The organism is Paraburkholderia phenazinium (assembly GCF_900142845.1).
Classification (GTDB): domain Bacteria; phylum Pseudomonadota; class Gammaproteobacteria; order Burkholderiales; family Burkholderiaceae; genus Paraburkholderia; species Paraburkholderia phenazinium_A.
On sequence record NZ_FSRU01000001.1, the window covers coordinates 1,382,726 to 1,407,320 of the forward strand.

The window sequence follows — 24,595 nt, forward strand, 5'->3', positions numbered from 1 at the left end:
CACTGATGACCTCCGGCTACATTCACTTCTTGATACCGGTCCTGACTCTTTGATACAAGGTGTTACAACTCGTAACACCTTGGAAGCAATTGTATGAAGTGGATTTCAGGAAATCAATACCTTCTCAAAAAAATATCTCACAAAAATACAACATTTCCCGGTAACTCTTTCACGGTGCCGTAATAGAAGCTGCGGCGTCGGCTTCCCGGCGCGTGCGAACCGCGCGCAGTGGGCCTCAGGCCTTGTGTGGCGGCTTTCTTTGAAATGATCTGAGGAAATTGCCTTGATTGCCTGTGATAACCCTAATAGGCAATTCAAATAGAAAGCTAAAAGAAAGGATTTGAGATTTTCAGTAATAACTACTGCTCGCCGGGAGGCTTACGGGGACAAATGAAGCTGTAACACTTCGGTGCGGCCCCAGTTACAAACTCGGGCCGCAATTGTAACTCGTAGCAGGTTTGCACTGACGGCCAGCCCGACCGGTCGGTCGGGCTGACGGCGGGTGAGATTACATGTGGGGCGAGTGGGGCGACTGACCGATGCGTTTGCCCCGTTTGATCGAGCATCCTCTGAGGACAGGCAGGCTGCCTGACACGAGGATCCCATGTTAAGAATGGATATGACAACTCCAGACGGGACGGGCGTTGCAGCGGACCTGGTGGGCGCAGTTGTCAGTGCAGTTGTCAAATAAACCGGGCCATCAGGTCCAGATCGCTGAATACGCCGTTGACGCACAGCCCCTCGATTTCCCGTCCGTAGGGGCGGAAACCGACGGATTCATAGAGACGGCGAGCCGCGTCGTTTTTGCTGGCGACGACCAGCTGGATTTGCCGCAAGCCCTCGACGCGATCGGCGCGCGCCAGCAGTTCGGTGAGCAGCGCGCGTCCCACGCCGCGACCCGCCGCTTCAGCCGCGACATACATGCCGACGACCGAAGCCTTGTGCAGGTCCTTGATCCGTTCTTGTCGCGTGAGCCCCACCATGCCGATCAGCGCTTGATCCTCCGCCGTGAATGCGCCGAGCACGAAATTGCCTTCAGCTGCTCGTGCGCCTTGCAGTACGGCGTCGTAGTGCTGCGGGCCTCTCTCGAGCGCCTCCTGATGACTCTGACCGAACGACTCGGGGTGCGCCAACAGGGCGCGCAGACGTAACTGGAAGAAAGCGTCACGGTCGGCCGGGTTGAGTTGGCGGATCAGCGGGGCAGGCGCCATCGGAGTGTCTCCATGTGCAGGGTGTGGGGGAGCTCGCATGTTACCAGGGCGGCAAGGTGCGCGGCGCGTGGCCGTTCATCACGGGCCTTTGGTTTTCGGCTGCAGGTTGTTTACGCGGCCTGATCTTCTGCGTAGGCGCGCAGGGCAGCGGCGGTTTGCGGATCGGCAGGGAAAAACGCCTCGATCGCGAGCTCTGAGAGCGTGACGTCCACGGGGGTGCCGAACACGGTCGTGGTGCTGAAGAACGACAGCACGCCGAGCGGCGTACGCAGCCGCAGCGGTACGGCGATCTGGTTGAGGATGGCGTTGCTGTCTTCGTCGGCGCTTTGTGCGCCGGGCGGCGTCGGGTAGGCGGCCAGTTCGTCGCGCAGGGCGGCGAGCGTGTCGTCGGCACTGACTTCGACCTGGCGCTGCAGGCGCGCCAGCACATGAGCGCGCCAAGCATGCCAGTTGACGATGGTCGACGCGATACCTTCCGGATGCAGGCTCAACCGCAGGGCGTTCACGGGCGCTTCCAGCAAGGCCGCGCTCGCCGCGCCGACCAGCGGCGCGAGCGCGCGGTTGGCGGCGACGATCGTCCAATGGCGGTCGATCGCGAGCGCCGGATACGGCTCGTGTCCCTTCAATACCAGTTCCACCGCTTCGCGTGCGGCGCTCAGTTGCGGATCGGTCAATGGCCGCTCGCGGAACAGCGGTGCGTAGCCGGCCGCGACCAGCAGCGCGTTGCGGGCGCGCAGCGGCACCTCGAGACGCTCGGCGAGGTGCATCACCATTTCGCGGCTCGGCAGCGCGCGGCCCGATTCGACGAAGCTCAGATGGCGGGTCGAGATATCGGCTTCTGTTGCCAGCAACAACTGGCTCATCCGGCGCCGCTGCCGCCATTCGCGCAGCAATTCGCCGACGGTGCGGCTGACCGACGATGTGCCGGGCGGGATGGTCTGGGGGTGGGAGAGGGTGCTCATGGAGGGATGATAGCCAAGGCTGGCCGGGAATCCATTACCTGGGGGGTAATGGCGGGAGGTTGGCCGTCGTTGGCGCTCGGTCCGATTGTCAACGTGCGGCGCTGCGAACGGCGCCAGATGTCGAACGATGGCTTTTTGGAATGGGCTTTTTCACGGCTCACTTAAACTTATATGGGGACTTGATATAACTTATTTTTGACTTATAATTTAATCGATGACTGCGATAAACTGGACGCAAAAGGCCGTTAAACAGTTGCGCAAGCTGGATCGCCAGCAGCAGATTGCGATTCGTGACGGGGTCGGCACGTTGGCGGCGATGCCGGACTGCCAACACGTCAAGTCGCTGACCAATCATCAATACGGGTACCGGCTCAGGGTAGGAAACTACCGGGTCTTGTTCAACTGGGACGGCACAATCAAGGTCGTCGAAATCGAAGAAGTGAGGAAGCGCGATGAACGGACCTACTAACATTCAGGTCATCAATGGGCTGGATGGGAAGCCCGCCTTCGTGGTCATTCCGTACGAGGACTACATTGCCGAGCGAAACGTGGAACGTGAGCTGATTCCGCACGACGTCGTGAGCCGCACGGTCGATGGCGCGACACCGGTACGTGCGTGGCGGGAACATCTCGGTCTCACCCAGGCTGAGGTCGCGAAGCGCCTCGGTATCAGCCAGTCGGCGTATGCGCAACAGGAAGTCAGCGAACGTTTGCGTAAGGTGTCGCGGGAGAAAATCGCTGCAGCGCTTGGCATCACGCAGGAACAGCTTGACCTGTGACGATTGCCGAATAGAACCCTCCGCCCCAATTCCATTACGTCTTAGGTAATCGACTCACGCCTCCTCAACGTCGATTCTTCAGTCCGAGCCCGCCGCAAACACACGGTTTGCCGAGCGTAGCGCTCACTCAAGCGACTGAAGGAATCTGCGATGAACGCCCATACCGACCTGATCGACCGCTATTTCGCCGCGTGGAACGAAACCGACACGGCGAGCCGTCGCAAACTGATCGCCACCACCTGGAGTACCGACGCCGCCTATCTTGACCCGTTGCTTTCGGGCGACGGCCATGACGGGATCGACGCGATGATTCGCGCCGTGCACGAACGCTTCCCCCGCCACACCTTCCGCCGCACCACGGATGTGGACGGCTTCGCCAACCGCCTGCGTTTTTCGTGGGAACTGGCGTCGCCCGACGGCACGCCGGTCGTCAAGGGTTCGGATTTTGGTGTCGTCGATCCGAGCGGCCGCCTGCAGGCCGTCACCGGCTTCCTCGACGCCATGCCGGGCGCTGCCTGACCCACCGCCCATCAACCGGGGCTGCCAGCCTTCCCGCCTTCAAGGAGACGATCATGCACGGGCCTCGTGCCGCTGGTTTCGCCGTTGCGCTCGCGTTCGCGCGGGTGTTCGGCGCTCTCGACGCAGCCAGCACCGCGATTGCCGGTTTCGCGCTGTTGGCCGGCACGCGGGCCTTCACCTTTACCGCGCTGCTTGCATGGCGCGAGCCCGTGCTGGGTGGCGCTGGACTCGTGCTGCTGGGGCTGGTGGGCTGGCTGCGCTGGTGCTGCGACCGTGGCCGCTGTCGAGCTAAGCCGTCGTGGAACGGTTAGTTACCCGAAGCGAGTCGCCACTCGTCGTGGCTTCGACCTGCGACAGCACCCACCGGCGGAACTGAGCCAGCGGCGGCCGCGTCTCGATACGTTCGGGGAAATAGCAGAGGTAGTGACCCTGATCGACCTCGATGGGCGCCGCGATCGGTTCGATCAGCGTCCCGGCGGCCAGGTTGTCCGCGACGAGAAATGCCGGGACAAGCGCGAGTCCGAGGCCGGCTTGCGCAGCCTGAAACAACACCGAATACTGCTCGAAGCGTGGGCCGCCGAGCGCATGCAGGCCACGCACGCCGTAGCACTGCGCCCATTGGGCCCAAACCTGCTCGGCTTGCCCATGCAGCAGTCGTGGCGCATGCGCCGTGTCTTCCGGTATCCGCAGCGGATGCCGACGGTGATAGTCAGGTGAGCAGACCAATATGAAGTGCCGACCGTCGATGTAATCGCACACCACGCCCTCCCAATTGCCGTCGCCATAGCGGATCGCCGCATCGAGGTCGAGCGGGAACGGGTCGCCTTGCGCGAGATGCCGGCTAAAGCTGATCGTCGCTCCCGGCGTGCTGGAGAGGAAGTCGGGCAGCCGCGGAATCAACCATTTGGTTGTGAAGGTCGGCACGCTGGCAATGGTCAGCAGGTCGCTCTGTCCGGCTGCGCTCATCAATTCCAGCGACGCATTGCCGATGTCGCGCAAAGGCCCCGCCACGCGCGACAGGTAGACGCTGCCGGCGCGGGTCAGCACGAGGTTGCGGCCGTCGCGAATGAAAAGCTGCACGCCGAATGCGGCTTCAAGGCTGGCGATCTGCCGGCTCACCGCGCTGGGCGTCAGGCCGAGGGCGCGCGCCGCCCGCGAAAAATTCAGATGCTTTGCCGAACTCGTGAAGGCAAGCAGTTCCGCAACGTTGGGATAGTGGTGTTTCATCGGCAAGGTGGCATCGAAGTGTGGCGCGAACTGTTCCGATCAGGCACAGCGCAATGCGTGTTTTGTACGTTTTTTTCATGACGACGCCATGTCGTATCCGCACACTTGCAAGCAATTCGAAACCCGCACCGGTTCGTCGCATGGTGGGCGGGTTTCATTTTGCTCATCGAGGAACACCTGCATGCAGACCCCCGCCACCCCCGCTATCCAGCCGCGCCTCCCCGCCCGCCGCGGGGCGCCGCGCGCCGTGCCGGCCGGGCGCATCGCGCTGCAGATCGTCGTGGTGCTGTTTGCGTGCTACATGCTGTTGCCGATCGCGCTGCTCCTGATCGGTGCATTCGGCAAGACGTGGACCAATACCGTGCTGCCGGCCGGCATCACCGGACACTGGTTCGCGGAGCTGGCCGCCAACCCGGGCTTGCGGCGCGCCTTCGGCGTCAGCCTGCTGGTGGCGCTGGCCTGCTGCGGCGCATGTTCCGCACTCGGTTTGCCGCTCGCGTATGCGTTGCATTACCGCTCGCGCTCGGGACGCGGCATGAGCGCACGGCTGATCGCGCTGCTGCCGGTGGGCGTCCCGGCGCTGACGCTCGGTTTCGGCTACATCGCGGTCTTCAGCGGCGACACCTTGCCGTGGCTCGGCTCGCTGCCGCTGCTGATCGCCGCTCATACCGTATTGACGCTGCCTTATCTGACGCAAACGCTGCTCAGCGATTTGCGTCACCTCGACATCGAGCGGCTCGAAGCGTGCGCCGCCACGCTCGGCGCTACGCCGCTGCGGCAGTTCCTCACGGTTGCGCTGCCCAACCTCCGGCAGAGCGTGCTCTCGGGACTGGTGATGGTGGCTGCGCTGTCGATTGGGGAATTTCAGGTCTCCAATCTGATCGCGGGCTTTCGCTACCGCAACTATCCGGTGGTGCTGCTGCAGGCGTTCTACGGCGCGACCGGCCTGGCGTGCGCCGCCACCGTGGTGCTGCTGGGCCTCGCGGTGATCGCGACGCTGGTCTCGGTCAATACGGTTCAACGGTTCAAGTAAAACGATGAGTCTTCATTTCGACAACGTGAGCTTTGCTTACCCAGGTGCGCGGCACGGCATCGATTCCGTGACGCTGACGGTCGCGCCCGGGGAGTTGCTGGCCGTCATGGGCCGCAGCGGCTCCGGAAAATCCACGATCCTGCGGTTGACCGCAGGACTGCTAAACGGTTATCGCGGCCGCATCGCCATTGGCGGAACAGATGTCGCCGGCGTGCCGGTGTGGCGTCGCGAAACCGGCATGGTGTTCCAGCAATATGCGCTGTTTCCGCATCTGAGCGTAGTGGATAACGTGGCCTACGGGCTGCGCATGCGAGGCGTCGACCGGGACCGGCGCCGTGCCCGCGCACTCGAGATGCTCGAACGGGTAGGGCTCACCGAACACGCAGCGCGCCGCCCGGCCTTGCTCTCGGGCGGACAGCAACAGCGCGTCGCGCTGGCGCGCGCGCTTGCCTTCGAGCCGAAAGTCCTGCTGCTCGACGAACCGCTCGCGGCGCTCGACGCCGGCATCCGCCAGCAATTGCGCGACGAAATCCGCACGCTGCAGCGCGCCTGCGGCGCGACCACGCTGCTGGTGACGCACGACCAGGACGAAGCGCTGAGTCTTGCCGACCGGGTGGCCGTGGTCGACGGCGGGCGGGTGTTGCAGGTGGATACGCCGGAGCGCCTCTACACGCAGCCGGTATCGACGCAGGTCGCGCGCTTTGTGGGCCATTCGAGCGTGATGCCTGGCCGCGTGATCGGCGTGAACGCCGTCGACGTGTCCTTCGCAGTGCTATTCGCCGACACCGGCGCGTTCCGTCCCGGCGAGCGTGTCAGCGTGCTGCTGCGGCCGGAGCACGTGCAGCCCGATCCGCCGGCGGACGCGCTCAACCGGCTGGGCGGCCGTCGCACCGAGGTGCGCTATTTCGGCGCGACTTGCCGCTACGACTTCGTTCCCGAGCACGCGCAAGCGCCGCTGCTATGCGAAGGGCGGTGTCTTGCCGAACACGCCATCGCCATCGCCCCCGAGGACTTGCGCGTCCTGGCCGCGTAGTTCAACTGATTTCCATTCATGCAGTTTGACGGAGTGTCACCATGGTTGCAGGGTTTCGTCTTGTGTCGCACGTGCGCCGTGCGGCCGGATTCGTTTGCGCATTGACGCTGCTGGGCGGCGCGTGCAGCGCGCAGGCCGCGCCGCTGTATCCCGGCGAGGACGCGTTGTATGAGAAGGCCGCTGACGAAGGACTCGTCGTTTCGTTCGACACCGGTCCGGAATGGGCCAACTGGAAGTCGCTGTTCGCCGAGTTCAGGAAGCGCTATCCGAAGGTCGAGATCACCTACAACGACATCGGCTCGGCCGCGACCGTGGTCGCCCTCGACAAGGCCCGCCGCCGCCCGCAGGCCGACACTGCCTACTACTTTGCCGCGTCGGCGCTCGACGCGGTCAACAAGGATGTCGTCGCGCCGTTCAAGCCGTTGAACTTCGACAGGTTGCCGCCGGTATTCCGCGACCCCGACGGCCGCTGGTTCACGGTCCATTCGCTGAATATCGCGCTGCTTGTCAACCGCAAGCTGGTCAAGGATGTGCCGACCGGCTGGGCCGACCTGCTCAAGCCGGAATACCGCAACTCGGTGGTCTATCTCGACCCGCGTTCGACGGGCCAGGGGCAAGTCGACGTCTTCGCCGCCGCCTATGCATTCGGCGGCAGCGTCGACAATCCGAAGCCGGGCGCCGACTTCTTCGGCAAGCTGCGCGAAGCCGGTAACGTGATGCGCGTCGAGGGCACCACGCCGTACGCGAAGTTCCTCAAAGGCGAAATTCCGATCCTGATCGGCTACGAGAACGACGGGCTGAAAGCGAAATACGTCGACGGCATGGGCGACGCGGCCGAGGTGGTGATTCCGAAGGAGGCCAGCGTATCGGCGCCGTATGCGATGAGCCTGGTAAAGAACGCACCGAATTCCGATGCGGCGCAACTCTGGTTGAACCTGGTGATGAGCGACGTCGGTCAGGCGTTGTTTGCGCAAGGCTATGTGCGTCCGGCCGTGCCGGGTGTGCCGCTCTCGCCGGAGATCCGCGCGAAGATGCCCGATGCACCGCAAGTGCATCCGCTCGATGTGGTCAAGGCCGCCGCGAAGAAGGCCGAGGTGGACCAGTTGTGGGCGCAGGCTGCGCTCGCGAAGTAAGGGGCCCGGCAAGATGGATGCATCGTCAACCCACGGCGCCGACGACAACGCCGGCCTCGTGAGACGCTTCGGCGCTGTGCCGGCCGGGCTCGTTCTCGCGTTGTTTTTCGCGCTGCCACTGGGCGCGCTGATGGTATCGGCGGCGGACGATCGCGGTTCGGCTTTCGTGCGGCTCGTCCGGGATCCGCTGGTGTCGAGCGCGCTGGCGAATTCGCTGGTGCTGGCGGTGAGCGCCGGCACCGTCTCGCTGGCGGTGGGGGTGCCGCTTGCCATGGCGCTGGCTGCGCAAGCGCCCGGCCGCCGCCGCTGGTTGCTCGCGCTGCTCGGCGTGCCGCTGGCGTTCTCCGGGCTCGTGATCGCTTACGGTTTCATTCTCGCTTTCGGCCGCGCTGGATTTGTCACGAGCCTTCTCGCAGGCATGGGCGCGGATCCCGCTAGCGTGGGATCGCTGATCTACACGAGCGCAGGGCTGGTGCTGGCTTACGCGTACTACCTGATCCCGCGTGTGGCGCTGATGGTGTATCCGGCTATCGCCAACCTGGACCGCCGGCCGCTCGAAGCCGCGTTGACCTTGGGCGCTTCGCCGCTGCGGGCGTTGTTCGATGTGGCGCTGCGCGAGCTTTGGCCTTCGATCGCGGCCGCCTGGTGTCTCGTCACTTCGATCGCGCTCGGCACCTACGGGACGGCGCTCGCGCTAGCCGGCACGCAGATCAATATTTTGCCGCTCCTGATGTATCTGAAGCTGTCCGATGGACAGACCGATTTTCCACTGGCCGCAGCGCTGTCGCTCGTGCTGATGGCCGTTTGTACCTGTGTCCTTGCGCTGGGGGAATGCCTTGCACGGCAACGAAGAGATTGATTGGTCGCATCACGCGTATCTTGCGCTGCAAAAACTGGCCGCCCGTCAGACGAGTGCGAGACGCCATGTCACGCCGGTCGGCCTGATTGGTCCGCGCGAGGCGACTGCGGAGCAGTTGTCGTCGGCGCGAAGCCTGGCGTACGCATTGGCCGGTGCCGGCATGGCGCTTCTATGCGGCGGCAAAGGCGGCGTGATGGAAGCAGCCGCCTGCGGTGCAAAGGCAGCGGGCGGCGTGGTGATCGGTTTGTTGCCCGAAGACGATGCAGCTGAGGCAAACCCGTATCTGACCGTGGCGTTGCCGACCGGACTGGGCATCACCCGTAACGCGTTGATTGCGCGTGCCTCGGTGTGCCTGATTGCGGTGGGCGGCGGACTGGGCACGCTCTCCGAGATGGCGTTGGGCCTGCAGTGGGGCAAGCCGGTGTTCACCACATGCGGCGCCCCACATGTGCCAGGCGTCGAACGGTTCGACGACATCGATCAGCTTGTCGTGACGGTCGCGAACTGGCTCGCCTCGGAGGGCGGGACCGTCACCATGAACGATTGAATCTGGCGCCGTACGCCAGCCCTGGAGTGAATCCGCTCCGAGTCCGGTAGGAAGTGTGCTTCAACAAGGCGGTCGGTATTTCATTAACATATAGGTATCCTAATGATGATTAAAAAGTCGCTTTTCGCTCTCGTCACCCTGAACGGTTTGTGTGCCGCAGCCCACGCGCAGAGTAGCGTCACCTTGTACGGCATCGTCGATGCCGGTCTGGGCTACACCAGCAATCAGGCCGTCGTCCAGACGGCGGGTAAGGCCGGCACGCCCGCCGTGCTGGTCGGCAAGTCGAACTACGCCTTCGCGAGCGGTACGTGGTACGGCAGCCGCTGGGGCCTGAAGGGCAAGGAAGATCTGGGCGACGGCCTGGCCGCGATCTTCCAGCTCGAAAACGGCTTTAACATCGGCACCGGCCAGTTGGGGCAGAGCAGCCGCGAATTCGGCCGGCAGGCATTTGTGGGCCTTTCCAGCACGAAGTTCGGCACGCTGACGATGGGCCGCCAGTACGACCCGATCGTCGACTTCGTCGGCTCGATTGGACCGACCAGCTTTCTGAGCGGCATGGCCGCGCACCCGGGCGACCTCGACAACATCGACAACCAGTCGCGCGAGAACAACTCGTTCAAGTACGTGACTCCGTCGTTCCGCGGCCTGCAACTGGGCGCTCTGTACGGCTTCGGCAATCAGGCGGGCAGCCTGAAGAACCAGAGCACGTGGAGCCTGGGTGGCCAGTACACGAACGGCCCGTTCGCGCTCGGCGCGGCGTATCTGCAGGCGAACAACACCTATGGCCCGACGGGCGGTACGTGGACCAGTTCGTATGACGGCACCTTCTCGTCGTCGATCAATCAGGGCTTTGCGACGGCGCAGAACATGCAGATCGTCGCCGCGTCGAGCTCGTACCTGGTCGGTCCGGTGACCCTCGGCCTGTCCTATAGCAACACGCAGTACAAGGCGAGCAGCTTCTCGCTGTTCAAGGGCAAGGAGACGTTCAATTCGGCAGGGGCGACGGCATCGTGGCAGATCGATCCGGAACTGCGTGTCGCCGTGGGCTACGACTACACCGCGGGCAGCTCGATCGAAGGCCAGTCGGCTCCGAAGTACAACCAGTTCAATCTGTCGTCGTTCTACTTCCTGTCCAAGAGCACCTCGCTCTACGCCATGGTCGGCTATCAGAAGGCCAGCGGCAAGACGCTTGACCAGTACGGCAACGTGGTGAACGCCACCGCGTCGATCGGCGACGTGGCGAACGGCATCTCGTCAGCGGGCGATACGCAGACGCTCGTGCGCGTCGGTGTCCGCCACAACTTCTAGGCCCCGGGCAGCGGCCGGCAGCCGCGAGTGTTTTCGACTCGGCGCTGCTGGCCCGATACCGCTCAATTGACGCCTTCAGCCGTCTGGATCGTCTCGATCAACTGCTTGAGTCCTGGCGCGGGCTGCCGGCGGCTTGTGTAGTACATCATCAGCGGCTCGCCGAGCGCGGCCCAATCGGCCAGGACGATTTCGAGCTGTCCGGTGCGGACAAAATCCCGCGCGTGCCGTTCGAGACAATAGCCGAGGCCGATGCCGTTCGTCACAGCGTTCAGGACCGATTGCGTGTTGTTGACGCAAATCGGTCCCGGCACGTCGATCCTCTCGAACTCGTTGCCTTTCTCAAGCTCCCATTTATACAGCGTCTTGTCGCCTAGGCGCATGCGTACGCAGGCGTGGCTGCGCAGGTCCGCCGGCCGCAGCGGGCGTCCGCGTCGCGCCAGGTAGGCGGGAGACCCCACCACGACCCAGCGCAGCGGTTGCGTGAGCGGCACGGCGACCATGTCGCGCGGCACGGAGTTGCCATAGCGGATGCCCGCGTCGAAGCCGTCCGCGACGATATCCACAATGCGGTCGTCGACGGCGATGTCGAGATCGATTGACGGATAGGCGGTCACAAACCCGGCCAGAACCGGGTGCAATAACAGCACGGACGCATCGTAGGGAATGTTGAGGCGCAAGCGTCCAACCGGGAAGTTACGATGCTGTTCAAGCGCATCGAGCGCCGTACCGATCGATTCAAAGCCTACCTCCAGTTGCTTGGCGAGCGTTTCGCCCAACACGGTGGGGACGACCGAGCGGCTGGTCCGGTTCATCAGTTTGACCCCCAGCCGGTTCTCCAGATTGCGAAGGGAGTGGCTGATCGCGGAAGAGGACACGTCCAGTTCGAGCGACGAGACCCGAAAGCTTCGGGACCGTGTCAAACTTAAAAAGACATTTAATTCCGTCAGATCGGAACGGGTCAAATTGCGCATAGCGGTCTATTGAGGAAAAATTGAGAATTTTTACAACATTTTCATTGTGCAGATGGAATCGGCTGGGCTGTGCGGATGCAGAACAGGGCTAGCGCGCGATTGTGATTGTAATGGGTGCGCGTCAGGTCTTTGGAGTGCCGATGGCGTTGCGTGGACGGATGCGGTGACGGCGCCGGGAGCGCTGATCACCTCGTCTGCCGGCAGGCAGGATGAATGGATTTCACTGCCGCGCTGAGTTGCCATTGATAGGCTGTTAGGTATTATTCCGGATATTTTTTATTAAATTGTTACCTTGTCGAATGCGGATGGATGGACTTTTCAATTAAAATTGATGCAATCTTAACGGGTAAAGAGAATAAGATGAGTCCGCGCTTTTGCTGGCCCATGTTTCGTCGAGGCAGATACATTGAATGAAAAGTCGAGTGTCGACGGGGGCCGGGGTGGGTGACTGGATCGAGGTCATCATTGGCGTGCTGATCCTGAACTTTGTGCTGTTCATTGCTTCCTGCCTGCTGGAGCTTCTCTCTATCAACAAGGAATCGAGGCGGCTCGACGAACTCCTTGAAGGTCAACGAAGAGCCGCCGGGCTCGAGAGCCGGAAGCCCTCCGACCCCTCAAGCCGCTGGCGGCGCTAGGTGGGTTGTTGCGCGGACCGAATAGGACTATTGTGCTCGCAAAGCGTCTGCGGGGCCGGACGCTGGTGAGCTAACGGCAGAGCGTTCCGGGGCCGCGTGCAATGAAACCTTCAATGCTGGTGATATCCGCATGTCTCATCCTTACGTGTTCGATCGTGCGCGCGGTTGAAGCCGGCGCGCCTGTGGCGCCCGCGGTCTACACGCTCGATCCGGCATCCCTTGCATTCGCGAAGCAGCGCATCCAGGCGGGCGACCCGGCGTTACTGCCGGCGTATCGGCAGCTCATTCGCGACGCCGGCGAGGCGCTCGTCGCCACGCCGTTTACGGTCACGGCCAAAGGCGTGACGCCGCCGAGCGGCGACAAGCACGACTATCTGAGCATGGCGCCGTACTGGTGGCCCGATCCGTCCAAACACAACGGTCTTCCGTATGTGCGACGCGACGGCCGGATCAACCCGGCAACCAAGAACGACGAGACCGACTCGAAGCGCATCGCGCAGTTTTCGCAAGCGGTGGGCGATCTCGGCACGGCCTACTACCTGTCCGGCGACGAGCGTTACGCGCAGCGCGCGGCGCTTCTGTTGCGCACGTGGTTTCTCGACCCCGCCACGCGGATGAATCCCAATCTGAACTACGGGCAGGCTGTGATGGGCGTGGCGCACGGGCGCGGTACCGGCATTATCGATACCCGTTATTTCTGGCAGATCGTCGATGCGATTGGCTTGATCGCACCCTCAGGTCAACTAAGCGAAGTGGACAGGGCGGGCTTGCGTCAATGGTTCGCCGACTATACGCAATGGCTGCTGACCAGTCCGGCCGGTCACGACGAAGCCGCCGCGCGCAACAACCACGGCTCGTACTTCGACGAGCAGGTGATCGACTATGCCTTGTTCACGGGCGATCGCCCGCTGGCTGGGCAATATTTGCAGAAGGTGCTCACCGCGCGCCTCGATACGCAGATCGCGGCGGATGGCCGGCAGCCGCTCGAGCTCGAACGCACGCGGTCGTTTCACTACAGCACCTTCAATTTGCTGGCGCTGTTTCGAATTGCCCGCTATGGCGAGCAACTCGGCGTAGACGTCTGGCATTACCCGAATGCGAGCCGCCCGGCGTTACGCATCGCGAATGCCTACCTCGCGGCGTATGCAGCGGATCCATCGAGCTGGCCGTACAAGGACATTGAGGGCGTGAGTCTCGCAGACTATCTGCCCCTGATGCTGATGGCCGAACGTGTCTACGGCGCCGGTACGGAGGCCGCCGCACTTCGGCAGCAAATGCAGGACCGCTTGCCCACCGCGCGTGACTGGCTCTGGTGGCCGGGTGTTGGTTTGAATGCGCCGGAATCTCAGCCGACTGGCGCTGCGTCGCAAGGCTGACTGACAAAACGATCATAAAACAGAGGGGAACCTCATGATACGGGGTGGTGTAGTGATGTTGACTGTCGCGGCGCTTGTCGGGCTCGGCGGTTGCGGGAACAAGGAAGGCGACGAATTCGTCGGCAAATGGCAAAGTACTAAAAGCGCGCAGAGCGTCGAGATCACGCGGAACGACGATGGGTTTATCATCGCCAATACCACCCGTGGCGCCATGAAGGGCGCGGTGATTTCAGCCGCTTACCGGGATGGCGCGCTGGAGGTCAGCACGGGCGGCGGGACCGAAAGCATCGCTTACGACAAGGCACACGATGCGATCGTCTTGCCGACCATGGCGGGCGCCACGCCGTTCAGCCGGGTGAAGTGAGACTCGCGGCGCGGCGCGCGCTTTGCCGGATCCTGGCAAGACACCTGCTAACATGCGAGTCGCCGGGCCGGACCATGGGACCATGATTGCGGCCCCGCAGTCCCGCCGTTACCGTTGAATTCGCCATGTCGCTGATTAGTCTGCTTGATCCGTGGGAGCCGTCGTTCGCGCTCGTCGCCGTTTTCGTCGCCGTTGCGGTGCTGTTCGCGCGCGGTTCGCGCCGCGTTCGCATCAGCCTTGCGCGGCAGGTGGCGTTCTGGGTCGGCCTCGGGCTGTTCTATATCGCGCTGCATACGCGGCTCGATTACTACGCCGAGCACCAGTTCTTCGTCCATCGGCTCCAGCATCTGGTGCTGCACCACCTGGCGCCGCTGATCCTGATGGCGGCCTATCCGGGCAGTGCGCTGCGCGCCGGCTTGCCGTTGCGCTGGCGCAGCGCGCTGCGGCGCTGGCAACGGACGCGGCCCGCGCGTATCGCGGCGGCGGTCGTGCTGAATCCGGCCTTTATTTCGGCGGCCTTCGTCGTGTCGGTGGTCTTCTGGCTGATTCCGTCCGTCCAGTTCGTCGCAATGCTCGACTGGCGCATCTACACGTTCATGAACTGGTCGGTGGCCGTCAGCGGCCTGCTGTACTGGTGGATGCTGCTCGACCATCGGCCCAGTCCGCCGAGCCGCACCCGGCCGGGCCTGCGCGTGCTCTCGCCGGTCATCACCATGACGCCGCAGATTCTGGTGGGCGCCATCATCACGTTCTCCTCGCGTGACCTCTATCCGATCTTCACGTTATGCGGCCGCGCGTTCACGTCGGTGCCGGCCTCGCTGGATCAGAGCCTGGGTGGCCTGATCATGTGGGTGCCGGCCGGCGTGCTCGAAGCGATCGGCGCCATGATGGCGTTGCGCCATCTGATGCGCCTGTCCACCTTGCCGTCGCGTGTGCCGCCGAAGGCGAGGCGGGGTGGGGCGCAGGCTGCGAAATTCGAATCCATCGTGCCGCCGGCGGCAGCCGTCCCGAAGGAGCGGCTGTGAGCCGGCCGCAGCCGCAGCCGCAGTCAGCGTTCAATCGCACGCGGCCTGCGGACGTTCACACCCTCGCCGACGCATGCCCATCCACGCGGAAGATCGCCACCGCCTGCTTCAACGACTTCACCTGATCTTCCAGCGATTGCGCCGCCGCCGCGGCTTCTTCAACGAGCGCGGCATTCTGTTGCGTCACTTCGTCCATCTGGGTGACCGCGCGTGCGATCTGGTCGATCCCGCCGCTCTGCTCTTCGGATGCCGCTGAGATTTCGCCCATGATGTCGGTCACGCGCTGTACCGCGGTCGTGATCTCGCTCATCGTCTTGCCGGCCTGATTTACGAGGCTTGCACCGGCTTGCACGCGGTTCACGGACGTGTCGATCAGCGCCTTGATCTCCTTGGCCGCTGCCGACGAACGTTGCGCGAGGCTGCGCACCTCGCCCGCAACCACGGCAAAGCCTCGACCATCCTCGCCTGCGCGCGCCGCTTCGACGGCTGCATTGAGCGCGAGAATATTGGTCTGGAACGCAATGCCTTCGATGATCGTGATGATGTCGGCGATCTTCGCCGAGCTCTGGTTGATCTCGTCCATCGTGCCGATCACGTTGTTCACCACGGCGCTGCCCTGGCCCGCAATCTCCGATGCGTTGAGCGCAAAGGCACTCGCCTGACGCGCGTTGTCGGCGTTCTGTTTGACCGTGCCGGTGATCTGTTCCATGCTCGCCGCCGTTTCCTGCAGCGAGGCCGCCTGTTGCTCGGTTCGCGCCGACAGGTCGGCATTGCCCGAGGCAATCTCGCTTGCCGCGACGGTGATCGATTCGGTGGATGCGCGGATATGGCGCACGGTGCCTGCGAGTTCCATCTGCATGCGGCGCAAGGCGCCTTGCAACTGGCCGATTTCGTTGGTGCCGCGCGCGACGATGTCGCTTTGCAGATCGCCCTTCGACATGCGCTCGAAGTCCTGCGCCATTTCGTTGATCGGCTCCACCACCACGCGCGTGAGCGCCCGGCGCACGAAGATGCCGATCGCCACCGCCAGCAGCGCACACGCCACAAGCACCAGATTCATCACATGCGCGCGCGCCTGTGCATCGGCGAAGCGCTGTGCCGCGCGCGAGACGGCATAGTCGAGCAGCGGTTGGGACAGCTTGTCGAATTCGTTATAGAGCGGGCTGCTGAACTGCAGCTGGATCCGGTGATAAGCGTCGAAGTCCTTGGCCTTGAGGGCATCGAACTCCGGCATGATGCCCTTGCTCATCATGGCGGCGTGCTTGTCCGCTGCGTCGTTGACGAGCGATTGCGCGTCCGGCGAAACTGGCACCGCCAGAAAGGCGTCCCATTGCTTCTGCGATTCGCTGCAGTAGGTGGTGGCGAGTTGCAGTTGCCGCGCCGCGTCGTCATCCTTTTGCTGGCCTGTGAGCGATTCGTAGCGATTCTTCGCGGAGCGGCAGCGCAGCAGCAGTTCGGAGCTGCGCGACAGCGCATTGGTAGCCGTCATGTCGTGCTGATACATGTGGCTGAGCGCTTCGTTGGTCGAGGCGAGCGACGTAAAGGCACAGGCGCCGACCGCCAGTACCAGCAGCACAAAGATGCCGGTGGCGAGAGTCAGACCCGTTCTGACCGATAGATTATTGAACACGTTGGTCTCTTGGTTGAGCGTAGCGAAAAGCGATTGTTGTTGTGTCCGGTGACGCCCGTTCAAACAAACTGAAAGAGCGAGGCCGGTGTATCGATCAGCACGGCACGCAACTGATCGGGTTGGTTCACGAAGGCGCCCAGATGATCGCGGACGAGGCGCGCGTTCTGGACGTCTTCGAACTGCGTATGCGGCCAGTCCGTTCCCCACACCAGACGATCCACGCCGAATTCGCGAAGCAATGCCGGCCATGCACGGGCGGCGATCGCGAGCGCTGCGTCCGGATCGCGCGGATCCGGACTCACGCGGTACGCCGCCGATATTTTCACCCACACACGCCGCGTGGCGCCTAGCGAGAGCAGGCTGGCAAAGCCTGGATCGGCGAGGCCGAGCGCGGGGTCGAAGCGTCCAAAGTGATCGACGACAATACGCACCCCGCTATTGAGCAAAGCCGGTGCGATGTCAGGCAGGCGGGCCGCTTCGATCTGCACTTCGAGATGCCAGTCCAGCGCCGTCATGCGTTCGAGAAACGGCGCCCAGAGCGGATTGCCGAAGTCGGGTAAGGCCTTGCCGATCAGATTGGCGCGCACGCCGACCACACCACGGGCATGCCACGCGTCGATCTCACCGAGATCGCGGGCGGGATCCACGACGACGATGCCGCGCAACTGCCCGGGATGCGCAGCGAGACAGGACAGCAGGAAGCCATTGTCGGTGCCGAGGAAGCTCGGCTGGACCAGAACGCCGTGCGATAGCCCGAGGCTCGCGAGCATCTTGCGATAGTCGTCGAGCGTCGCATCGTAGGACGGCGCATAGCGGCGTCCCGACGCAAGCGGAAGACCGCGCACGAATACATGCGCGTGGCTGTCGATGCCGGTGATCGGCTGTGCGGTGTGAAGGGCGGTCGTACCGTGAGAGAAGGTCATGCGTCGACGTCAGGCTGCGGGTTCATCGGCAAGTGTACGGCCGCGGGTTTCCGGCAGCATCAAAATCGAAACGACGACGATGGCATAGGCGAAAGCCGCGGATGTCCCGATCGCAAAGCCCAGCGAAAACTGGCTCGCAAGATGCCCGACCAGCACCGGGAAGCCGGCGGAGACCACCCGTCCAAAGTTGTAGCAAAAGCCCACGCCGGTGCCGCGCGTGCCGCGTGGATAGAGTTCGTTGAAGAGGGCGCCCATGCTTGCCGGAATGCCGGCGGCGAAGAAGCCGAGCGGAAAACCTAGCGCGAGCATGGCGTGGTTCGACATAGGCAGGAACACGTACAGGATCACGGTCGCCACGCAGCACACCGAGAACAGCAGGATGGTCTGCCGCCGTCCGATCGCGTCGAGCAACACCGATGCGGCGAGGCAGCCGCAGAAAAACGCGAGGATGATCACGGCCAGGTAGCCGCCGGTGCCGAGCACGGACAAGTGTCGTTCCGTCTTCAGGAACGTGGGCAACCAGGTCGTCAGCGCGGAATAGCCGCCATGTGCGCCGACGCCGAGCAGACCGCCGATCAGCGTCATGCGCAGGACATCCGGTGCAAAGATGGACAGAAGCGGCATGCGTTCGACGGCGCCGCCATCCTTCTTTATTTTGGCAGCGGGTGCTTCGGGCTCCTTGATATGGCGCCGGATGTAGATGACGAGCAGGGCGGGCAGCATGCCGACCGCGAACATCACGCGCCAGCCCATGGCCGGCGGCAGGAACGAGAACACCGCGGCATAGAGCAGCACAGCCGCGGCCCAGCCCACGGCCCATGCGCTTTGCACGGCGCCCATGGCCTTGCCGCGATGCTGGTTGCGGATCGTCTCCGCCATGAGCACGGCGCCGGCCGCCCATTCGCCGCCGAAGCCAAAACCCTGCAAGGCCTTGAGAACGATGAATTCAGGGAAGTTCTGCGCGAATGCCGACAACAGCGTGAAGACGGAAAACCACGCAACCGTAATCTGCAGGGTGCGCACACGGCCAATGCGGTCCGCCGCCGCGCCGCAAATCCAGCCGCCCAGCGCCGAGGCAATCAGCGTGACGCCGCTGACGAGACCGGCCTCGGTTTTGCTGATGCCCCATTCGGCGATGATCGCCGGAATCACGAGGCTGAACATCTGCACGTCGAGCGCATCGAGCGCCCAGCCACCGAAGCACGCCCAGAAGGTGCGCCGCTCGTTTTTGGATACTTCGCCATACCAGGAAAACATCTGGACTCCACGCGCCTGATGCCGGCGCTGCTACTGGTTAAACCCCGAAAACTGCGCGGCGCACAGGGCGCCATTTAACTGTGCCGGCAATGGCAAGCCGTCGCTGCGCGCCGCGATGGGCGCGCAGAACGCGACTGCGGCGCCTAGCGAATTTCGATTTCGTATGCGAAGTGTTGGGCGGCGCCACGCGAGAGGCGCCATTCGAGCGGCGCGCCGTCGTAGCCGAAGGCGACCCGTTCGATGACGACGATCGGGCTATGCTCGGGTACGCCCAACGCGGCGACGTCTGTTGCGTTGGCGGTTTCGACAGTGAGGCGTTCGTCGGCGCGCGCCACCACACGGGCACAGCGTTTCTCGTAGAACGGATACAGCAGTGGGCCGAATTCCTCGACGGGGCAGTCGGCTAACGCCGCGAAGGGCTCGTACGGCAGCCAGATCTGTTCGGCCACGATGGGTGTGTCGTCGATCAGACGCAAACGGGCGAGCCGGATCGCTTTAGCGCCGGATTTCAGGCTGAATCGGGCCACCACCGCCTTGGGCGCTTTCGTGACCACACGCTCGAGAATGCGGCTCTCGGGGACGCGGCGCTCGCCGTTAGGCGCATGAAAACGGAAGAAGCGGAACAGCGAGCGATCGAAGGTGGCGCGGCGCACGAAGGTGCCGCGGCCCTGGAAGCGTTCGACCAGCCCCTCGCGCTCCAGCAGGTCGACCGCCTTGCGCACGGTGCCCACGGCGAGGTCATATGCGAGCGCCAGTTCCTGCTCCGTCGGCAGCGGATCGTGCGGCTGCCATTCGAGCGCAGCGATACGCGCGGCCAACTGGTCGCGCAGGCGGTGATAGCGGGGAATGCGGTCGTCCACGATCGTATGGGCCAATGGCCGGGTAAATTCATATATATGATTGTATGAATTCTGTGCGCTGAGGATCGGGGTTTTCCCTGGACGAAGGTATGATCGCGAATATCGTCAACTGCTGGAGGAGAGGCTGTGTCTGAAGAGCGATGCGAGGTTGCAGTAGTTGGGCTGGGCGCGATGGGCGCGGCGACGCTTTACCAACTCGCGAAAGCCGGGGTAAAAGCGGTGGGCATTGACCGTTTCGCTCCGCCGCACGATCAGGGATCGAGTCACGGCGATACGCGTATCACGCGTCTGGCAGTGGGCGAAGGGGCCGCTTATGTGCCGCTGGTGCGCAGGTCGCATCAGATCTGGCGCGAGCTGGAAGCGCAGAGCGGTGAAGCGCTGTTCGAGCAATGCGGGGTACTCGTCATGAGCTCGAGCGCGACGACGACGTCGCATCATGGCGCGGCCGATTTCACCGCGAACACCATTGAGCTGGGGCGTACCTATGGCATTGCGCACGAGGTCCTCACGTCGTCGCAGATCCGCGAGCGCTTCCCTCAATTCGGACCGATCCGCGATGGCGCGGTGGGGTACTTCGAACCCGAGGGAGGCTTTGTGCGTCCGGAGCGTTGTATCGCGACGCAGCTAGAGGCGGCGCAAGCGCTTGGCGCCACCCTGATCACCGGTGCCACGGTTTCCGCATTGGAATCGCTCGGTGGTGGGGTTCGCGTCAAAGCGGGCGAACGGACGCTCGTGGCTGACAAGGTCATTGTCTGTGCCGGCATGTGGTCCGCCAACCTGCTGGGCGAGCCGTTTAGCGCCTTGCTGAAGGTCTGCCGGCAAACGCTGTACTGGTTCAAGCTGGCCGAGCCGACGATTTTCCCGGAAGTGTCGCCGAGTTTCATTCTGGCCCATGGTCCCGGGGAAGCCGATATTTGCTATGGCTTTCCGCCTATTCCCGGTGAAGGCAGCATGAAGATCGCGACCGAGCAGTATGTGGCGCTCAACTCGATCGACGCGCTCGACCGCACGGTCTCCGCCGCCGAGGTGGACGAGATGTATCGCAAGCAGGTGGCGGGCAATATCGCCGGTGTGACCTCTGAGTTGGTCAAGGCACGCGTTTGCACGTATACGGTGACCCCTGACTTCGGCTTCATCATCGACGATCATCCGACGCTCGACAATGTGACCGTGGTGTCAGCCTGTTCGGGGCATGGCTTCAAGCATTCGGCGGCGATTGGCGAAGCGGTGGCGCAGCGCTGCGTGAGCGGCGCAAGCCAGATTGATCTGTCCGCGTTTTCGTTGAGCCGCTTTGCGTGAAAGGGTGCGGTCCGAAGGGCGTGCTGTTGGCCCTTCTTCGGACCTATGGGTGAAGACGGTCTTGCGCTTCGCCATACGTCTGTGGGTTCAGGCTGCAGGCGAGACCGTTCCAGTTGAAGTCGCCCGCTTGCCATCGTGTTTCGTTATCGCGTGCGATACGTTGATAGAGCTGCAGCGCGGACACGTCGTCGAGGTGACGCGTGTCTTCGCCCAGATGTTCGAGGAAGAGTTGGCAACGCAGCTCGCGCACCGCATCCGGGTCCCAGACCGTCGCATTCATCTCGCTGTGACCGAACAGCGAATTCGCATGCAGGTTGCACGAGCCGATCGTCATCCACGCATCGTCGACGAGCATGAGTTTGGCGTGGACGTAAACGTAGCGCCGGCCGCCGGATCGCGTTGGCCCCGCAATCCCAGCTAACGTGAAATTCGCGTAGCGGCCGAGTGCTTCGATCTGATCGAAAAACGGCTTGCTTTCCGGTTTCAGTCTCCACTGCGCAACATATCCCTCGGGCTCGCCGGGTAAGAGCAGGACGACGGCTACCCCGCGTTTCAAGGCATCTTCGAGCGCGCTGGCAATAGTGGGCACAGGCAGCGCCTGGTTTTCCAGGTAGATCGAACGGCGCGCAGCCTGAATGGCCAGCAAGTATTGATCCGTGATGGAGCGTTCGCCGGCCGCGATGGGGTAAGCCTCGCTGTCAGCAGCAGCGTGTGCCTCACGATAGCAATCCGCGTGGACGTTGCGCTGAATCTGCACGACGCTCGGGCCGCATGGCTCGGATGAACGCGTCGGGAAAGCGAGCGCGGAATGGCCTTGCGGGCCGTAGACCCCAAGGGCCTGCGTCCGCTCGCTGGTTTCGTTCCAGCGCTGCACGAAATTGTGATGCACGTCGCTTGCGCACGGACCCGTAATCTCGACATACACATCGTGGCGTGGCTCGCCGTCTACATGACCGGGTTCGACAATCGCAAAGGTCGGATTGATGCCGCCGACAAACGTGGTCTCGGCCGGCTGACCCGCATCGATTAGCCAGCACTTCTGGTGATGACAAAAGGCGCGCGGCGCGCGGTCCCAGCGGGCGCTAAAACGCGAACCCCGCGCAGCGAGCCACTCGAAGTCCGCGGGCGTGCCGGCGAAGGTCTGTCCGTATCCGCTGCTCTCGGGATTGGGGCGCCAAAAAATCACGCGGACGTCGAGACCTCGCTCGACGGCGCGATCCAGTACATCGAACAGTGTGCCCCGGCCATCCGGCATCTGAAAGTCCGTGGCGATGAAGGTCACGGTGAACCAGACGCTGTGCTGCGCATGCTCCACCGCTTCGCAAATGCGGCGAAAAGCCGGCCCGCTGTCGACGAGCGGATGAACCCGATTGCCCACGCGTCGCGGATAGGACCCATGCGTGATGAATGGGATGGTGTGCGGCTCGGTTGCGTCGCCGGCTGTCTGGTCGCTGTGACTCATCGAAGGTATCGGATCCGGGTTGTCGGCGGCTTGGGAGAACCGCGGATCATGATACGGTAGATCGATGACAGGGATGCAACGTCACGTAGCGCTGTTCAGCTCGTACTTCATGATGTTGCCGTGCCGTCCATGAATGTCGCGTTCGACGCTATACACGTCCCCCTCGATCGTCGAACTCTGCGCCAACACCTGCGCGATCGCCGAACGATCCTCTGCATCCAGTGCGACCGCCATGACCTTCAGATGCTCCGGCAGATGATCGCCGCGGCGCACGCCGACAATGGCGCCCGCGACCTGCTCCTGGTCGAGCACCCAGCGCGTCGCGATGGTCGCAATCGACACGCCGTGCTTAACCGCAATGCGCTCGAGCGTTTGCAGCAGCGTCTGGAACAGATCCCAGCCGCCGAAATCGTCGATGATCAGCTTGTACTTGATGAGCGAGCGGTTGGCGATGTCCTGTCCCGGTTCGGCGGCGCCGAGCCATCGCCCGGACAGAAACCCGCCCGCTACGGTGCCGTAGCAAAACAGATGAATGCCGTGCTCGCGCGCATATGCGCCGAGTTGCCGCGCCGGACGCCGGTCCAGCAGGGAGTACTGCACCTGCATGCTGGTTAGTTCGATGCCTGCATCTACCAGCTCCTTCGTGCGCTGTGTGTCGAAATTGGTGCCGCTCAGGCGGTCGATCTTGCCCGCCTGCTGCAATTCGCGCAGCCATTGCGCGACTTCGAGGTAGCGCGGGACCGAATAGTCCCACCAGTGAAACTGCACCAGGTCGAGTCGCTCGACGCGCAAACGCGAGAGCGAGCGGTCGATGGTTTGCTGAACTAACCGATGGTCGATCGTCTTGAGCGCGGACAGATCGGGGACGAACTTCGTATGAATCTTCAACTGATCGAGACTGTCCGCGCCGCGGCGATTGCGGTAGTCGTCACGGAATTCGCCGATCATTTCCTCGACACCCGTGTAGATGTCGGCACAATCGAAAGCGGTCACGCCGGCGTCGTAGTAAGCGCCCATGTCCGCAATCGCTGTGGCGCGATCGACGCTGCCATGGTCCCCGGCAAGTTGCCAGCCGCCTTTGAGAATACGTGAGATCGAGTAGCCGGGCGCCAGCTCGACGCGCTGCATCTGTGTCATTCAAAGTCCTTTTCGATGAGTTTGACCGCGGTCGTATCCGCATGCCGGAATCGGCGTTTGCCGAGCCGGGTGATGCGAAAGCGCGAGGGGCAATTAGGATCGGGGCAGGCCACTTCGGCGTCCGTGGACATCCAGTCATGCGGGTCGGTGGCACGTTGCTTGGCGGGCAGCAGCGGCAGCAATGCCGCGAGCGAGTAAATCGAAAACGCCTGGCCCGGCGGCAGATGCAGCATCTCGCCGTGCAATTCGAAGGAGTCGCCGACCTGTGCGCCGCAATACAGCTTGGCGCCCTCCGGTGCAACGACTTCGACGCGCAGATCGTAAAGCTCGAACGAGGGCGCTTCTGCGCGCTCGTCGTGGGTGTGAGAAGTCATGTTCAAGGATTCGGTGGGGTGACCGACAGGATGATTTCGGTGGGATGGGCAGAGCCGTTGCGATAGCGGTGCGGCAGCCGCGAGTCGAACGAAATGCTCTCGCCGGCCGCCACCTGGTACTCGATGCCGTCGATCTGTGCGATCAGCTCGCCGGCGATCACATACACGCATTCCGACGACGCGTGGCCGCGCGGTTCGTCGGCAGACACTTCGCCCGGTTGCAGCACGGCGCGTAGCACTTCAAGCTGACCGTTGCCGGCCGTCAGGCGTTCGTAGCCGACGCGCCCCTTTGGCGCAATCAGTCGCGAGCGATTGCCTGGCCGGCTGATCCAGACCGAAGGTGCGATTGTCTGGGCGAACAGTGAGGCGACCGATTCGCCGAATACGCCGGCGAGGCGCCGCATGGTTTCAAGGCTCGGGTCCGTCACCGCCCGCTCGATCTGGCTGAGCAGCGTAGGCGAGACATCCGCGAGACTTGCCAGTTGGCGCAGCGACATGCCGCGCGCGGTCCGCAATTCCTTGAGTCGTTCACCAATCAATTTGTGGCCTCGTGTCGTGCAGCTCGATCGAACATTGGTGTGTAGTATAGGTGCACGATATTGTGTCGTCAACGTGGCGCCAATGCGCCTCATGCTGATTCGCCTTGAACTGGGTTAACGCCAAAAATACCC

The 24,595-nt window shown here is 63.2% G+C and carries 27 protein-coding genes; 15 read left to right on the forward strand and 12 right to left on the reverse strand.

Features of this window, described 5'->3' with window-relative positions:
• Positions 1–683: 683 nt before the first annotated feature.
• Together BUS12_RS05955 and BUS12_RS05960 are read right to left on the reverse strand one after the other, a co-directional pair.
• On the reverse strand, positions 684–1,211 hold the full coding sequence (locus BUS12_RS05955; RefSeq protein WP_074294686.1) for a GNAT family N-acetyltransferase: 528 nt from the start codon (positions 1,209–1,211) through the stop codon (positions 684–686).
• Positions 1,212–1,321: 110 nt separating this feature from the next.
• Positions 1,322–2,173 carry a helix-turn-helix domain-containing protein gene (locus BUS12_RS05960; protein ID WP_074294687.1) on the reverse strand — a complete coding sequence of 284 codons (852 nt, stop codon included), beginning with the start codon at positions 2,171–2,173 and terminating at the stop codon, positions 1,322–1,324.
• Positions 2,174–2,387: 214 nt separating this feature from the next.
• Between BUS12_RS05960 and BUS12_RS05965 the strand changes: the two genes are divergently transcribed.
• From BUS12_RS05965 to BUS12_RS05980, 4 genes are all read left to right on the forward strand, one after another.
• The gene (locus tag BUS12_RS05965) at positions 2,388–2,642 is read left to right on the forward strand and encodes a type II toxin-antitoxin system RelE family toxin (protein ID WP_074294688.1); all 255 of its coding nucleotides are present in this window, start codon (positions 2,388–2,390) and stop codon (positions 2,640–2,642) included.
• Positions 2,626–2,952, forward strand: a complete 327-nt coding sequence (locus BUS12_RS05970; RefSeq protein ID WP_074294689.1) for a helix-turn-helix domain-containing protein — start codon at positions 2,626–2,628, stop codon at positions 2,950–2,952. Before BUS12_RS05965 ends, BUS12_RS05970 begins: the two co-directional genes overlap by 17 nt.
• A gap of 150 nt (positions 2,953–3,102) precedes the next feature.
• On the forward strand, positions 3,103–3,471 hold the full coding sequence (locus BUS12_RS05975) for a nuclear transport factor 2 family protein (protein WP_074294690.1): 369 nt from the start codon (positions 3,103–3,105) through the stop codon (positions 3,469–3,471).
• A 53-nt stretch (positions 3,472–3,524) separates the two neighbouring features.
• Positions 3,525–3,782 carry a hypothetical protein gene (locus tag BUS12_RS05980; RefSeq protein WP_074294691.1) on the forward strand — a complete coding sequence of 86 codons (258 nt, stop codon included), beginning with the start codon at positions 3,525–3,527 and terminating at the stop codon, positions 3,780–3,782.
• On the opposite strand, the gene BUS12_RS05985 is transcribed toward BUS12_RS05980, so the two are convergent.
• Positions 3,760–4,698 carry a LysR substrate-binding domain-containing protein gene (locus tag BUS12_RS05985; RefSeq protein WP_074294692.1) on the reverse strand — a complete coding sequence of 313 codons (939 nt, stop codon included), beginning with the start codon at positions 4,696–4,698 and terminating at the stop codon, positions 3,760–3,762. The two genes, BUS12_RS05980 and BUS12_RS05985, sit on opposite strands and share 23 nt — an antisense overlap.
• 181 nt (positions 4,699–4,879) lie before the next feature.
• On the opposite strand from BUS12_RS05985, the gene BUS12_RS05990 reads away from it, so the two are divergent.
• The 6 genes from BUS12_RS05990 to BUS12_RS06015 all read left to right on the forward strand — a co-directional run bounded on the left by BUS12_RS05990 (position 4,880) and on the right by BUS12_RS06015 (position 10,611).
• On the forward strand, positions 4,880–5,731 hold the full coding sequence (locus BUS12_RS05990) for an ABC transporter permease (protein ID WP_074294693.1): 852 nt from the start codon (positions 4,880–4,882) through the stop codon (positions 5,729–5,731).
• A gap of 4 nt (positions 5,732–5,735) precedes the next feature.
• A complete protein-coding gene (locus tag BUS12_RS05995) occupies positions 5,736–6,764 on the forward strand; it encodes an ABC transporter ATP-binding protein (RefSeq protein ID WP_074294694.1) in 1,029 nt (342 codons plus the stop codon).
• 41 nt (positions 6,765–6,805) lie between these two features.
• A complete protein-coding gene (locus BUS12_RS06000; RefSeq protein WP_074294695.1) occupies positions 6,806–7,897 on the forward strand; it encodes an extracellular solute-binding protein in 1,092 nt (363 codons plus the stop codon).
• Between the two features lie 13 nt (positions 7,898–7,910).
• Positions 7,911–8,756, forward strand: a complete 846-nt coding sequence (locus BUS12_RS06005; protein WP_074294696.1) for an ABC transporter permease — start codon at positions 7,911–7,913, stop codon at positions 8,754–8,756.
• On the forward strand, positions 8,734–9,303 hold the full coding sequence (locus BUS12_RS06010) for an SLOG cluster 4 domain-containing protein (protein ID WP_074294697.1): 570 nt from the start codon (positions 8,734–8,736) through the stop codon (positions 9,301–9,303). Before BUS12_RS06005 ends, BUS12_RS06010 begins: the two co-directional genes overlap by 23 nt.
• A 108-nt stretch (positions 9,304–9,411) precedes the next feature.
• Complete coding sequence (locus tag BUS12_RS06015) at positions 9,412–10,611, forward strand: porin (RefSeq protein WP_074297161.1); 1,200 nt, start codon at positions 9,412–9,414, stop codon at positions 10,609–10,611.
• 62 nt (positions 10,612–10,673) lie between these two features.
• On the opposite strand, the gene BUS12_RS06020 is transcribed toward BUS12_RS06015, so the two are convergent.
• A complete protein-coding gene (locus BUS12_RS06020; RefSeq protein ID WP_074294698.1) occupies positions 10,674–11,582 on the reverse strand; it encodes a LysR family transcriptional regulator in 909 nt (302 codons plus the stop codon).
• A 440-nt stretch (positions 11,583–12,022) separates the two neighbouring features.
• On the opposite strand from BUS12_RS06020, the gene BUS12_RS06025 reads away from it, so the two are divergent.
• The 4 genes from BUS12_RS06025 to BUS12_RS06040 all read left to right on the forward strand — a co-directional run bounded on the left by BUS12_RS06025 (position 12,023) and on the right by BUS12_RS06040 (position 14,982).
• Positions 12,023–12,217: a hypothetical protein gene (locus tag BUS12_RS06025; protein ID WP_143788268.1), complete on the forward strand. Its 195-nt coding sequence runs from the start codon at positions 12,023–12,025 to the stop codon at positions 12,215–12,217.
• Positions 12,218–12,330: 113 nt separating this feature from the next.
• Positions 12,331–13,593, forward strand: a complete 1,263-nt coding sequence (locus BUS12_RS06030; protein WP_171991602.1) for an alginate lyase family protein — start codon at positions 12,331–12,333, stop codon at positions 13,591–13,593.
• Positions 13,594–13,648: 55 nt separating this feature from the next.
• Positions 13,649–13,957 carry a hypothetical protein gene (locus BUS12_RS06035; RefSeq protein WP_083640264.1) on the forward strand — a complete coding sequence of 103 codons (309 nt, stop codon included), beginning with the start codon at positions 13,649–13,651 and terminating at the stop codon, positions 13,955–13,957.
• A gap of 125 nt (positions 13,958–14,082) precedes the next feature.
• Positions 14,083–14,982, forward strand: a complete 900-nt coding sequence (locus BUS12_RS06040) for a cytochrome c oxidase assembly protein (RefSeq protein WP_074294701.1) — start codon at positions 14,083–14,085, stop codon at positions 14,980–14,982.
• 55 nt (positions 14,983–15,037) lie between these two features.
• Here the strand turns inward: BUS12_RS06040 and BUS12_RS39620 are convergent, their stop codons facing one another.
• From BUS12_RS39620 to BUS12_RS06060, 4 genes are all read right to left on the reverse strand, one after another.
• Complete coding sequence (locus BUS12_RS39620; RefSeq protein ID WP_171991603.1) at positions 15,038–16,612, reverse strand: methyl-accepting chemotaxis protein; 1,575 nt, start codon at positions 16,610–16,612, stop codon at positions 15,038–15,040.
• Positions 16,613–16,671: 59 nt separating this feature from the next.
• Positions 16,672–17,535 carry an amidohydrolase family protein gene (locus tag BUS12_RS06050; protein ID WP_074294703.1) on the reverse strand — a complete coding sequence of 288 codons (864 nt, stop codon included), beginning with the start codon at positions 17,533–17,535 and terminating at the stop codon, positions 16,672–16,674.
• Between the two features lie 9 nt (positions 17,536–17,544).
• Positions 17,545–18,792 (reverse strand): MFS transporter, encoded by a 1,248-nt coding sequence (locus tag BUS12_RS06055; protein WP_074294704.1) that lies wholly within the window; start codon positions 18,790–18,792, stop codon positions 17,545–17,547.
• 143 nt (positions 18,793–18,935) lie between these two features.
• Positions 18,936–19,667, reverse strand: a complete 732-nt coding sequence (locus BUS12_RS06060) for a GntR family transcriptional regulator (RefSeq protein ID WP_074294705.1) — start codon at positions 19,665–19,667, stop codon at positions 18,936–18,938.
• Between the two features lie 111 nt (positions 19,668–19,778).
• Between BUS12_RS06060 and solA the strand changes: the two genes are divergently transcribed.
• Positions 19,779–20,951 carry an N-methyl-L-tryptophan oxidase gene (solA, locus tag BUS12_RS06065; RefSeq protein WP_253190020.1) on the forward strand — a complete coding sequence of 391 codons (1,173 nt, stop codon included), beginning with the start codon at positions 19,779–19,781 and terminating at the stop codon, positions 20,949–20,951.
• A 43-nt stretch (positions 20,952–20,994) separates the two neighbouring features.
• On the opposite strand, the gene BUS12_RS06070 is transcribed toward solA, so the two are convergent.
• From BUS12_RS06070 to BUS12_RS06085, 4 genes are all read right to left on the reverse strand, one after another.
• Positions 20,995–22,413: a phospholipase D-like domain-containing protein gene (locus BUS12_RS06070; RefSeq protein WP_074294707.1), complete on the reverse strand. Its 1,419-nt coding sequence runs from the start codon at positions 22,411–22,413 to the stop codon at positions 20,995–20,997.
• A gap of 81 nt (positions 22,414–22,494) precedes the next feature.
• A complete protein-coding gene (locus tag BUS12_RS06075; RefSeq protein ID WP_216352694.1) occupies positions 22,495–23,550 on the reverse strand; it encodes an aldo/keto reductase in 1,056 nt (351 codons plus the stop codon).
• A complete protein-coding gene (locus BUS12_RS06080) occupies positions 23,547–23,924 on the reverse strand; it encodes a TIGR04076 family protein (RefSeq protein ID WP_074294708.1) in 378 nt (125 codons plus the stop codon). The genes BUS12_RS06075 and BUS12_RS06080 overlap by 4 nt, the downstream gene beginning before the upstream one ends.
• A 2-nt stretch (positions 23,925–23,926) precedes the next feature.
• Positions 23,927–24,463, reverse strand: a complete 537-nt coding sequence (locus BUS12_RS06085) for a cupin domain-containing protein (protein WP_074294709.1) — start codon at positions 24,461–24,463, stop codon at positions 23,927–23,929.
• Positions 24,464–24,595: the final 132 nt, after the last annotated feature.

Excerpts from the sequence above, each read along its gene's own strand:
- BUS12_RS05955 (WP_074294686.1), bottom strand. The coding sequence starts at position 1,211 with ATGGCGCCTGCCCCGCTGATCCGCCAACTCAACCCGGCCGACCGTGAC.
- BUS12_RS05960 (WP_074294687.1), bottom strand. The coding sequence starts at position 2,173 with ATGAGCACCCTCTCCCACCCCCAGACCATCCCGCCCGGCACATCGTCG.
- BUS12_RS05965 (WP_074294688.1), top strand. The coding sequence starts at position 2,388 with ATGACTGCGATAAACTGGACGCAAAAGGCCGTTAAACAGTTGCGCAAG.
- BUS12_RS05970 (WP_074294689.1), top strand. The coding sequence starts at position 2,626 with ATGAACGGACCTACTAACATTCAGGTCATCAATGGGCTGGATGGGAAG.
- BUS12_RS05975 (WP_074294690.1), top strand. The coding sequence starts at position 3,103 with ATGAACGCCCATACCGACCTGATCGACCGCTATTTCGCCGCGTGGAAC.
- BUS12_RS05980 (WP_074294691.1), top strand. The coding sequence starts at position 3,525 with ATGCACGGGCCTCGTGCCGCTGGTTTCGCCGTTGCGCTCGCGTTCGCG.
- BUS12_RS05985 (WP_074294692.1), bottom strand. The coding sequence starts at position 4,698 with ATGAAACACCACTATCCCAACGTTGCGGAACTGCTTGCCTTCACGAGT.
- BUS12_RS05990 (WP_074294693.1), top strand. The coding sequence starts at position 4,880 with ATGCAGACCCCCGCCACCCCCGCTATCCAGCCGCGCCTCCCCGCCCGC.
- BUS12_RS05995 (WP_074294694.1), top strand. The coding sequence starts at position 5,736 with ATGAGTCTTCATTTCGACAACGTGAGCTTTGCTTACCCAGGTGCGCGG.
- BUS12_RS06000 (WP_074294695.1), top strand. The coding sequence starts at position 6,806 with ATGGTTGCAGGGTTTCGTCTTGTGTCGCACGTGCGCCGTGCGGCCGGA.
- BUS12_RS06005 (WP_074294696.1), top strand. The coding sequence starts at position 7,911 with ATGGATGCATCGTCAACCCACGGCGCCGACGACAACGCCGGCCTCGTG.
- BUS12_RS06020 (WP_074294698.1), bottom strand. The coding sequence starts at position 11,582 with ATGCGCAATTTGACCCGTTCCGATCTGACGGAATTAAATGTCTTTTTA.
- BUS12_RS06030 (WP_171991602.1), top strand. The coding sequence starts at position 12,331 with ATGCTGGTGATATCCGCATGTCTCATCCTTACGTGTTCGATCGTGCGC.
- BUS12_RS06035 (WP_083640264.1), top strand. The coding sequence starts at position 13,649 with ATGTTGACTGTCGCGGCGCTTGTCGGGCTCGGCGGTTGCGGGAACAAG.
- BUS12_RS06040 (WP_074294701.1), top strand. The coding sequence starts at position 14,083 with ATGTCGCTGATTAGTCTGCTTGATCCGTGGGAGCCGTCGTTCGCGCTC.
- BUS12_RS06050 (WP_074294703.1), bottom strand. The coding sequence starts at position 17,535 with ATGACCTTCTCTCACGGTACGACCGCCCTTCACACCGCACAGCCGATC.
- BUS12_RS06055 (WP_074294704.1), bottom strand. The coding sequence starts at position 18,792 with ATGTTTTCCTGGTATGGCGAAGTATCCAAAAACGAGCGGCGCACCTTC.
- BUS12_RS06070 (WP_074294707.1), bottom strand. The coding sequence starts at position 22,413 with ATGAGTCACAGCGACCAGACAGCCGGCGACGCAACCGAGCCGCACACC.
- BUS12_RS06075 (WP_216352694.1), bottom strand. The coding sequence starts at position 23,550 with ATGACACAGATGCAGCGCGTCGAGCTGGCGCCCGGCTACTCGATCTCA.
- BUS12_RS06080 (WP_074294708.1), bottom strand. The coding sequence starts at position 23,924 with ATGACTTCTCACACCCACGACGAGCGCGCAGAAGCGCCCTCGTTCGAG.